We start from the raw sequence: 10156 nt of genomic DNA on the forward strand, positions 1-10156 counted from the left end.
CACCCGGTTGCCCGGGGCGGGGCGCAGATCGACGCCGGGGGTGGCGACGATGGCGCGCAGCGGCTCGGGGAGCGGACGGACTCGCCGACCAGGCCGGGGATCCGGCGCAACGGCAGCCGCACCCCGGCCAGTTCGGCGATGCGCCCGGCGTCGGGGCCCGCGCAGTTGACGACGTGGTCGGCCTCGAAGTGGCGGCCCCGCGCCTCGGCGCCGCGTACCCGCATCCCGTCCCGCAGCAGGGCGGTGACGGGGGTGTCGTAGCGGATGTCGGCGCCCAGCGCGGCGGCCCGGTCGAGAAGGGTGTGCGCGAGGTGGGGGGCGTCGTACCAGGTGGCGTCGTCATGTACGACGAGTTCGGTGGCGCGGCAGGAGGCGGGGTCGACGGCGGGTGCGAGGGTGCGCAGTTCGCCGGGGTCGGCCGTGCGGCAGGGGTGTCCCCAGCCGGCGAGGCGCTCGGCACGCGCGCGGAGGGTGCGCTGTTCCTCCTCAGTGTGGCCCCACTGGACGAGCGGTGCGGGGTGGCGCCAGCCGGGGGCTCCGGTGCGGGCCCGGATCTCCCGCTCCAGTTCCCGGTGGAGCGCGGCGCTGCGCTGGTTGAGCAGGAAGTAGGAGTGGGGGGTCTTCAAGTGGGTGACATCGATGGAGAAGGTGGCGCTGGAGGTGCCCGGGGTACGGCCGCCGGCGTCGAGCACGGTGACGTCGACGCCTGCCTCGGCGAGGCAGTGGGCGGTGGCGGCGCCTATCACTCCGGCGCCGATGACGAGGGCACGGGTCATGGAGACTCCTTCAGTGGCGTGCAGAGGTCGTGTGCCGAGGCTGTTCAGAGGACCTTGCTGAGGAACGCGCGGGTGCGTTCGTGGCGCGGGTCGCTCAGGACGTCCGCGGGCGGGCCGGTCTCGACGACGGCGCCGTCGTCCATGAACACCAGCGTGTCGCCGACCTCCCGGGCGAATCCCATCTCATGGGTGACGACGACCATGGTCATGCCGTCGTCGGCGAGTGCCCGCATCACCTCCAGTACCTCTCCGACGAGTTCGGGGTCGAGCGCGGAGGTGGGCTCGTCGAACAGCATCAGTTCGGGCCGCATGGCCAGGGCGCGGGCGATGGCCACCCTCTGCTGCTGTCCGCCGGAGAGCTGGGCGGGGTAGCTGTGTGTCTTGTCCGCCAGGCCGACCCGGTCGAGCAGTTCCGCGCCGCGCCTCCGGGCCCGTGCCTTCGGCTCCTTGCCCACCTGGACGGGGGCCTCGATGACATTTTCCAGCGCGGTCATGTGCGGAAAGAGGTTGAACCGCTGGAAGACCATGCCAATGCCCCGGCGGCGCCGGGAGACGGCCTTCTCGCTCAGTTCGTGGAGCTTGCCGTCCCGCTCCTCGTAGCCGACGAGTTCGCCGCGGACGTACAGCCGCCCCCGGTCGATGGTCTCCAGGTGGTTGATGCAGCGCAGGAAGGTGGACTTGCCGGAGCCTGAGGGGCCCACCAGGCACAGCACCTCGCCGGGCGCGACGGTCAGGTCGATGCCCTTGAGCACCTCGGTGCGGCCGAAGCTCTTGTGCACGCTCTCGGCTCTGATCACGGCTGGGGTCAACGTGCGGTCTCCTCACGGTGTTTGCGGGCTGCGGCGCGCAACCGCTGGAGCGGGGTGGGCGGCAGGGTGCGGCTGGTGCCGCGGCCGAAGCGCCGTTCCAGGTAGTACTGGCCGACGTTGAGCACGGAGGTGGCCACGAGGTACCAGAAACAGGCGACGACCAGCAGCGGCACCTGCTGGAAGTTGCGCGAGTAGATGCCCTGGATGGAGGTCAGCAGCTCGGGCACGGCGATGGCGAAGACCAGCGAGGTGGTCTTCAGCATGGAGATCGCCTGATTGCCGGTGGGCGGGATAATGATGCGCAGCGCCTGCGGCAGCACGATGCGGCGCAGGGTCTGCCCGCGCGACATGCCCAGCGCCTGCGCGGCCTCGCTCTGGCCGTCGTCGACGGAGGTGATGCCCGCGCGGACGATCTCGGCCATGTACGCCGCCTCGTGCAGTCCGAGGCCGAGGACGGCGGCGGTGAGCTGGGTGATGAGGACGTTCGTCTCGGCCTCCACGAACGTCGGCCCCCAGGGGACGCCGAGGCCGATGGTGGGGACGATCGCGGAGAGGAAGTACCAGAAGAGGAGCTGCACCAGCAGCGGGGTGCCGCGGAAGAGCCAGATGTAGGCCCAGCTGAGCCGGGACAGAACCGGGTTGGCGGACATCCGCAGGACGGCGAGGACGACACCGCCGACGATGCCGACCGCCATGGCGAGGGCGGTCAGCAGCAGGGTGGTCCGCAGCCCCTCCATGATGACCGGCGAGAAGAGGAACTCGCCGACGGTCCCCCACTGCATCCGGGGGTTGGTGATCCAGCCCTCCAGGAGGAAGACCAGCAGGAAGGTCACGACGACCGCGGCGACGCGCTGCCCCGGGCGCCGCACGGGAACGGCGCGCAGGGTTTCCGCGGCGGGGCCGGAGCCGGTGCCGCCGGAGTCCGTCCGGGCGAGGGTCTCGGTCATGCCGCACCCCCGTTCACGGTGGCGTGCTTCAGCGCCCCGGACGTGAGCTTCCACTGCTTGAGGATCTTCGCGTAGGTGCCGTTGTCGATGAGTTTCTGAAGGGCACCGCGGACAGCTCGTACCAAGGTCCGCTCCTCCTTGTTGATCAGGATTCCGTAGGGCAGGAAGCGGTACGGCTCACCGGCCGTGCGGAACCTGCCGTGCGACATCTCGGCCTGGTAGTCGACGGTGGGGGTGCCGCCGACGAACGCGTCGGCGCGGCCCGTGGACAGGGCCTGGAAACAGCCGACGGAGTCGGGGAAGACCAGGCTCTCCAGCTCGGGCTTGCCGTCCGCCGCGCACTTCTTCGCCTGCGCCGCCACGTCGTCCACCTGCGAGGTGCCCTGCTCGACGGCGACCTGGCTGCCGCACAGGCCGGCCAGGGAGCGGATGTTCCCGGCGGCCTTCTCGGAGGCCAGGATCGAGCTGCTGGTCTTCATGTAGTCGACGAACGTGACCTGCGACTGGCGCTCCTTCTTGTCGAGCATCGCCTGGATCGCCACGTCGTAACGGTGGGACCGGACACCGCCGATGATGCTGTCGAAGTTCGCCTGCACCAGGTGGACGCGGAGGCCGAGGGTCTGGGCGACCGCGCGGATGAGGTCGGGTTCGGCGCCGATGACGGTCTTGTTGTCGAGGTCCAGGAGGGACAGCGGCGGGTAGTCGTTGCCGACGGCCGAGGTGAGGGACCCCTGATCGCGGATGTCCCGCGGGAGCAGGGCGCGGAGTGCGGGGTCGGCGCGCTGCTCGGGCACCTTGGACTGGTTGACGGTCGTGGTGCCGCCACACGCCGTCACGGTCGGCGTGAGCAGTGCCGCGAGCGCGAGGGGAAGTGCGGTGGCGCGGGCTCGCGCCTGCCTTCCGGGCACGGTGCCTCCCTTCTGGGCTGCTGGTCAGGGGATCTGCGCAGGTCTGGTGGACGCCCAATCTGCGCGACGGCGAGGGCCCGGGCAAGAACAGGGAGAACGAACGTTTCCATGCGGAGTGTTAAGTTCCTTTGATGCTGACCCCGCCGCAGCTCCAGGCGATATGCGAGGTGGTCGCCGCGGGCTCGTTCCGTTCGGCCGCCCAGCGCCTCGGCTACACGCCCTCCGCCGTGTCCCAGCAGATCTCCACCATCGAACGCGCCCTGGGCGTCGCGCTCTTCGAGCGCTCACCGCGCAGTGTGCGCCCCACCCCGGCCGGGCTCCAGCTCGCCCGGCGCGCGGGGCGGCTGCTGGCCGACCTGTCAGCGACGGAGGACGAGATGCGCGCGTACGCCGCCGCCGAGCGGGGGCGGCTGCGGCTGGGCAGCTTCTGGTCCGCGGGGTTCCGGCTGGTGCCGACGGTGCTGACGGGGTTCCTCCGCGACCGTCCCGAGGTCGACGTCCGCTACGAGGAGGGCGACCCGCAGGTGACCGTGCCCGCGGTGGTGGAAGGGCGGCTGGACCTCGCCGTGATCTTCGAGTACGGCGTGGTGCCGCACAGCTGGCCCGACGGCCTCGACCACACGCTGGTACGGGAGGAACCGCTGTACGTACTCCTCCCGGCCGGCCACCCGCTGGCCGGACGGCGGCACATCCGCCTCGCCGATCTGCGGGACGAGCGCTGGATCAGCTACCACGAGGACACCGACGCCGCCCGCTGTCTGCGCCACATCTGCGCGGCCGGCGGCTTCCTGCCCGAGGTGCTCTTCCGTACGAACGACTACAACCTGCCCTACGAACTGGTCCGGCAGGGCCTGGGGGTGGCGATCGCGCCCGAACTCGCCATCATGGACACCTCCGCCTCACCCGACGCCTCCGGCACCCACCTCGTCCGGCTCACCGATCCCGCCCACACCCGCCGGGTCTACGCCACCCGGCGCACCAGCGATCCCAACCCGTTCCTCCCCCAGGCCCTCGCCCTCCTGCACACCGCCGCGGCCGCCCTGCCCGAGCGGGACGGCGGGGAGTGGCCCACGGTCACCGGCTGACGGCCACCGGCCGACACCGGACCGCTCCTGTCCTTGTCCTTCCTTTGCCACGCGTTCGCCGGGCATTGGCCTGAGCTTGTTTGCATACAGGAATGGACCACATCACCTTCCTGGTGGCGGTCGTCATCGTCACGGCGCTCGCCTTCGACTTCACCAACGGATTCCACGACACGGCGAACGCGATGGCGACCTCCATCGCCACCGGCGCGCTCACGCCCAGAACGGCGGTTCTGGTGAGTGGAGTCCTCAACGTGGTCGGGGCCTTCCTGTCCACCGAGGTCGCCAAGACCATCTCGGGCGGCATCGTCGACGACTCCCTGGTCACCCCAGGGATGATCTTCGCGGGGCTGGTCGGGGCCATTCTCTGGAATCTGCTGACCTGGCTGGTCGGGCTGCCGTCGAGTTCGTCGCACGCCCTGTTCGGCGGGCTGATCGGGGCCGTATGGGTCGGAGCGGGCGCCCACGGTGTGCACTTCGACAAAGTCGTCGAGAAGGTGCTCATCCCGGCGGTGGCCTCGCCGGTCGTGGCCGGGGTCGCCGCGTTGCTGGCCACCTACCTCGCGTACCGGCTCACCGACCGCGCCCGCAAGAAGTCGGTGACCAAGGGCTTCCGGGCCGGTCAGATCGCCTCGGCCTCGCTCGTCTCCCTCGCGCACGGCACGAACGACGCGCAGAAGACCATGGGTGTCATCACGCTGACCCTGATCTCGACGGGCGCGCTCGGCCATGACGCCGGTCCTCCGCTGTGGGTGATCGCCTCCGCGGGGCTCGCCATCGGGCTCGGCACGTATCTGGGCGGCTGGCGGATCATCCGCACCATGGGCAAGGGCCTCACCGAGATCCAGTCGCCGCAGGGCTTCGCCGCCGAGACCGCCTCAACCACCGTCATCCTCACCTCCGCACACCTCGGCTTCGCCCTGTCCACCACCCAGGTGGCCTCCGGCAGCATCCTCGGCGCGGGCCTTGGACGGCGGCTGGCGGAGGTGCGCTGGGGCGTCGCGGGCCGCATGGTCATCGCCTGGATGGTCACGCTGCCCGCAGCCGCGGTGGTCGGTGGCGTATCCGCGAGCGTGGTCACCAACGGCGGCAACATCGGCGCCGCGGTGGTCGCCCTGGTCGGCGCGGCCCTCGCCACCGGCATCGTGGTCCTCTCGCGCCGCAACCCCGTGCACGCGCAGAACGTGAACGACACCCACGAGGTCACCCTCCGCACCGGGCCGCCGGCCACGGTCGGCTCGGCCGCGTAACTCCTTTCGCAACTCGGCCGAATCACGGAAAGTGGAAAAACGATGCAACTCGACTGGAGCGCACTCGGCCAGGTCGCCGCGGTGAGCGTCGGCGTCACCGTCGCCGTGGTCACCGTCTTCGCCCTCGGCGTCCTGGGCCTCGCCCGCGTCGAGGCGGCCCGTGAGGAGAACGGCACCGGCTCCTCCACCGTCGGCCTCACCCAGGCCGGACTGTGCTTCGTGGCATGCGCCGCGGTGGTGGGTTACGGAATCTATCTGATCGTGCCGCAGTTCCACTGAGGCGCCGAGGCGGAAAGGAACAGCGGATGACGACACCGCCCTTGCTGTCCGAGCTGGCCGACCTGCGGGTCGACTACAGCGACCACGACGACCCCGTGCTCATCCGGCCGGACGGAAGCCCGGTCGACACATGGCGGGAGAACTATCCGTACCCGCAGCGCATGGAGCGCCCGGAGTACGAGTGGCACAAGCGGCTCCAGCAGATCGAACTCCTGAAGCTCCAGAGCTGGATCAAGGAGACCGGACGCCGCCTCGTCATCGTCTTCGAGGGCCGGGACGCGGCGGGCAAGGGCGGCACGATCAAGCGCTTCACCGAGCATCTCAACCCGCGCGGCGCTCGCGTCGTCGCGCTGGAGAAGCCGACCGAGCGCGAGCGCGGCCAGTGGTACTTCCAGCGGTACGTGGAGCATCTGCCGACCGCGGGCGAGATCGTGCTCTTCGACCGGTCCTGGTACAACCGGGCCGGTGTCGAGCGGGTCATGGGCTTCTGCTCGGAGGACGAGTACCGGCGCTTCATGCGCCAGGCGCCGATGTTCGAGCGGATGCTCGTGGACGACGGCGTGGACCTGGTGAAGTTCTGGTTCTCGGTGTCCCAGGGCGAGCAGCGCACGCGCTTCACGATCCGCCAGGTGGATCCCGTACGGCAGTGGAAGCTCAGCCCGATGGACCTCGCCTCGCTGGACCTCTGGGACGACTACACCGCCGCGAAGGTGGCCATGTTCCACGACACGGACACGGATCACGCGCCCTGGACGGTGGTCAAGAGCAACGACAAGAAGCGGGCCCGGGTCGAGGCCATGCGCAGCGTGCTCGCCCGTTTCGACTACTCCGACAAGGACGAGGAGGTCGTCGGCACCGTCGATCCGCGCATCGTGGGCGCGGCGGCAGGTCTGCTGGAGGCGGGCGAAGACGATACGGCCGACACCGGCGGGGTGCGGTAGGGGCTCAGCCCACGGCGGCGGGGCGGCCGGTGCGCAGGGAGGCGTAGGCGGCCAGGACGATGCGCAGGCTGCGCAGGCCCGCCTCGCCGTCGGGGCGGGGGCGCCGCCGGGTGCGGGCGGCGTCGAGGAACTCGTCCAGCATGGCGGCGTCCAGGTCGGTGCCGCCGGGTTCCCAGCGGGCGCGGCCGTTGATCGCGTCGAAGCCGCCGAGCAGCCGGGGGAAGGCGTCGAACTCGACGATGGCGCGCTCCCCCACGCAGGTCAGGGTCAGGCCGCCCCAGGTGGGGTGGGCCGGGGGCTGGCTCCAGCTGCAATCGATGGTGGCGACGGCGCCGCTCGGGTAGCGGACGGTGACCAGGCCCGCCGTCTCGACGGGCGAGTCGGGCTCGAGGACGGTGTTGGCCTGGGCGTAGACCTCGGTGGCCTGTTCGCCGTGCAGCAGGACGTCCATCAGGTCGGCGAGGTGGACGGTGTGGTCCATGACCGCGCCGCCGCCCGCCAGCTCAGGGTCGGCGAACCAGCCGCGGATACGGGCGGGGTTGGTGCCGTTGTTGGTGCCGTGGACGCTGACGAGGTCCCCAAGGGAGCCGTCGGTCAGGGAGCGGTGGAGGGCGTCGAAGGCGGGGCTGAACCGTACGGGGTACGCGGTCATCAGGCCGACCCCGGCGCGCGCGCAGGCGTCGATCATGGCGCGGGCGTCGTCCTCCGTGGTGGCGAGCGGCTTCTCGCAGAGCACATGGGCCCCGGCCGCCGCCGCGCGCTCGACCAGGGGCCGGTGGCGGGCGTTCTCGCCGCACACCACGACGGCGTCGAGGGGCAGCGAGAAGACCTCGTCCCAGGTGTCCGCGTACGGCGCCCCCAGCCGCTCGGCGAGGGCGCGCCCGCGGGTGGCGTCGCCGGGCGGGGCGTCGGGGTCGGCGGTGATCAGGTCGATGCCGTCGCGGTCGCGCAGCAGCTCGACGTACGTCGCGGCGTGGACGTGGGCGAAGGACAGTACGGCGACCCTCACGTGGGGGTTCCTTCCTTGGTGGCGGTCAGCTCGACGGCGCGGCCCGTGCGGGCGGAGTGGGCGGCGGCCTCGGCGATACGGACGGCGGCCACGCCGTCGCGTGCGCTCACCCGGGGCGCCGGACCGCCCGCGAACGCCTCGGCGAACTCGCGTATCTGGGTGAGGTAGGGGGACTCGCCGAAGTCACCGGCCGGGATCCCGTCCTCCTCGGCCACGGTGCCGGTGACCCGCAGACCGGGCGCGGCGAGCGAGTCGTAGCGCACGGTCCCGCCGGTCCCGGCCACGTGGAAGGTGGTGCGGAACCGGGTGGCCGGGGGCGCCCAGACGCCCACGACCTGGCTGATGACACCGCCCTCGTGGGTGAGGACCGCGCCTCCGGTGGCGACCGCGCCCGCCGGGGCGGGGGCGGTGAAGTGGCCGCGCTGGTAGGCGTGGACACGTATGACCTCGCCGAACAGCCAGCGGGCGATGTCCAGGTCGTGGATCATCTGGTCGATCAGGATGCCGCCGGAGCGGCCGGGGTCGGCGAACCAGCGGCTCCAGGTGGGGTAGCGGCCGGTGCGGGTGAAGCGGGCGACCGCGACCCGGCCGAGTTCGCCGCCCGCGACGGCGGCGCGGAGCCGGGCGTACGCGGGGAAGTAGCGCACCACGTGCCCGGGGTAGAGCCGCACCCCGGCGGCGTCGGCGGCGTCCGCCATCTCCTCGGCGTCGGCCGCGCCCAGTGCGAGGGGCTTCTCGCACAGCACATGGGCCCCGGCGGCGATGGCGGTCAGCGCGATGTCGTGGTGGGTGTCGGTGGGGGTGCAGATGTCCACCGCGTCGGCGCCGCTGATCGCGTCGTGCAGCGAGTCGGCCGTGGTGGCGCCGAATTCATGGGCGAGCGTGGCGGTGTGGGGGTCGGGCGCGTAGACACGTACGCGGGCGCCGAGCGCTGCCCAGGCGGGCAGGTGGGTGCGGGCGATGCCGCCCGCACCGATCAGCGCGATGTCGAGTTCTGCCATGGGCTTTCCTAGCCTTTGAGGGCTCCGCTGAGCACCCCGTTGATGAAGTGCCGCTGGAAGAACAGGTAGACGAGGACGACGGGGGCGATCACGATCAGGGTGGCCGCCGCGAGGAGCGGTACGTCGACCTCGTACTGGCCGGTGAACAGGCCGAGTCCGGCGGGTGCGGTGCGTCGGCTCGGATCCTGGATCAGGACCAGCGGCAGCAGGAACTGGTTCCAGCTCCACACGAAGTAGAGGACGCCGAGGGTGGTCACGGCGGGGCGGGAGCTGGGCATCAGGACCCGCCACAGCGTGGTCCACGACGAGGCGCCGTCCAGCCGGGCGGCCTCGATGAGGCTGCGCGGCATGGTCGCGAAGTGCGCCCGCATCCAGAACACGCCGAACGGCATGAACGCGCCGATCTCGGCGAGGGCCAGGCCCGGCACGGTGTTGGTGAGTCCGACGGCCCGCAGGTCGTAGTAGAGCGGGATGACGGTGACCTCGACCGGGATGGACAGGCCGAGCAGCAGATACGCGTAGAGCTTGCCGCGGCCGGGGACCTCCATGGTGGCGAGCGCGTATCCGGCCAGGGTCGCGCAGACGACGGCGGCGGGCACGACGCTGAGGGCGATCACCGCGCTGGACCGCAGCAGGGTGCCGAATCCGGCGGCGGACCAGGCGTGGCCGAAGTTCTCCAGGTGGATGCCGCGGGGCCAGGCGAAGCCGGTGAGCGGCGTACCGGCGGGCTGGAGCGCCGCCAGCAGCAGGGAGAGGAAGGGGATCAGGACGACGGCCAGGAACACGGCGAGCACGGCGGGCGCCGCGAGCCCCCTGGCGGCCGGGCGGGCGACAGCGGTGGTGGCGCCGGTGGTCACGGGGCCTCCTTGGCGAGCCGGTTGATCACGAGGACGGCCACCGAGATGACGGCGGTGAGGACGACGGCCAGCGCGCTGGCCAGGCCGACGGCGCCGCCGCCGAAGGCGAGGCGGTAGATGAGGATGCCGGGGACGACGGTGGCGTTGCCGGGGCCGCCGCCGGTGGTGATGTAGATGAGGTCGAAGCTGGAGAGCGCGGCGATCACGGTGATCGACAGGGCGACCGCGATCTCGGGCCGCAGCAGCGGGACGGTGATGGACCGGAACTCGCGTACCGGGCCCGCGCCGTCCATGCGG

General features: G+C 71.6%; 12 protein-coding genes. 4 read left to right on the forward strand and 8 right to left on the reverse strand.

Annotated features, from left to right (window positions below; genetic code table 11):
• The 4 genes from SSOG_RS53045 to SSOG_RS00885 form a co-directional block, all read right to left on the reverse strand.
• Positions 1 to 776 (reverse strand): NAD(P)/FAD-dependent oxidoreductase (locus SSOG_RS53045; protein WP_009712288.1); only part of this gene is annotated, 776 nt, incomplete at its 3' end.
• A gap of 44 nt (positions 777 to 820) precedes the next feature.
• Positions 821 to 1585, reverse strand: a complete 765-nt coding sequence (locus SSOG_RS00875; protein WP_009712289.1) for an amino acid ABC transporter ATP-binding protein — start codon at positions 1583 to 1585, stop codon at positions 821 to 823.
• Positions 1582 to 2532, reverse strand: a complete 951-nt coding sequence (locus tag SSOG_RS00880) for an amino acid ABC transporter permease (protein WP_009712290.1) — start codon at positions 2530 to 2532, stop codon at positions 1582 to 1584. Before SSOG_RS00880 ends, SSOG_RS00875 begins: the two co-directional genes overlap by 4 nt.
• Positions 2529 to 3440, reverse strand: a complete 912-nt coding sequence (locus SSOG_RS00885) for an ABC transporter substrate-binding protein (protein ID WP_009712291.1) — start codon at positions 3438 to 3440, stop codon at positions 2529 to 2531. The genes SSOG_RS00880 and SSOG_RS00885 overlap by 4 nt, the downstream gene beginning before the upstream one ends.
• Positions 3441 to 3571: 131 nt before the next feature.
• Between SSOG_RS00885 and SSOG_RS00890 the strand changes: the two genes are divergently transcribed.
• The 4 genes from SSOG_RS00890 to ppk2 all read left to right on the forward strand — a co-directional run bounded on the left by SSOG_RS00890 (position 3572) and on the right by ppk2 (position 6992).
• On the forward strand, positions 3572 to 4525 hold the full coding sequence (locus SSOG_RS00890; protein WP_039936246.1) for a LysR family transcriptional regulator: 954 nt from the start codon (positions 3572 to 3574) through the stop codon (positions 4523 to 4525).
• Between the two features lie 92 nt (positions 4526 to 4617).
• Positions 4618 to 5772, forward strand: a complete 1155-nt coding sequence (locus tag SSOG_RS00895; protein ID WP_039936248.1) for an inorganic phosphate transporter — start codon at positions 4618 to 4620, stop codon at positions 5770 to 5772.
• A 42-nt stretch (positions 5773 to 5814) separates the two neighbouring features.
• Positions 5815 to 6051, forward strand: coding sequence for a hypothetical protein (locus SSOG_RS00900; protein ID WP_009712294.1), 237 nt, complete (start codon positions 5815 to 5817; stop codon positions 6049 to 6051).
• A 26-nt stretch (positions 6052 to 6077) separates the two neighbouring features.
• Positions 6078 to 6992 (forward strand): polyphosphate kinase 2, encoded by a 915-nt coding sequence (ppk2, locus tag SSOG_RS00905; protein ID WP_009712295.1) that lies wholly within the window; start codon positions 6078 to 6080, stop codon positions 6990 to 6992.
• Between the two features lie 4 nt (positions 6993 to 6996).
• Here the strand turns inward: ppk2 and SSOG_RS00910 are convergent, their stop codons facing one another.
• The 4 genes from SSOG_RS00910 to SSOG_RS53050 form a co-directional block, all read right to left on the reverse strand.
• Positions 6997 to 8001 (reverse strand): Gfo/Idh/MocA family protein, encoded by a 1005-nt coding sequence (locus SSOG_RS00910; RefSeq protein ID WP_009712296.1) that lies wholly within the window; start codon positions 7999 to 8001, stop codon positions 6997 to 6999.
• Complete coding sequence (locus SSOG_RS00915; RefSeq protein ID WP_009712297.1) at positions 7998 to 9002, reverse strand: Gfo/Idh/MocA family protein; 1005 nt, start codon at positions 9000 to 9002, stop codon at positions 7998 to 8000. Before SSOG_RS00915 ends, SSOG_RS00910 begins: the two co-directional genes overlap by 4 nt.
• An 8-nt stretch (positions 9003 to 9010) precedes the next feature.
• A complete protein-coding gene (locus SSOG_RS00920; protein WP_208867311.1) occupies positions 9011 to 9859 on the reverse strand; it encodes a carbohydrate ABC transporter permease in 849 nt (282 codons plus the stop codon).
• The coding region (locus SSOG_RS53050) for a carbohydrate ABC transporter permease (protein ID WP_167542447.1) at positions 9856 to 10156 on the reverse strand (301 nt) is incomplete at its 5' end. The genes SSOG_RS53050 and SSOG_RS00920, both read right to left, overlap by 4 nt.

This window comes from Streptomyces himastatinicus ATCC 53653 (assembly GCF_000158915.1).
GTDB classification, from domain to species: Bacteria; Actinomycetota; Actinomycetes; order Streptomycetales; family Streptomycetaceae; genus Streptomyces; species Streptomyces himastatinicus.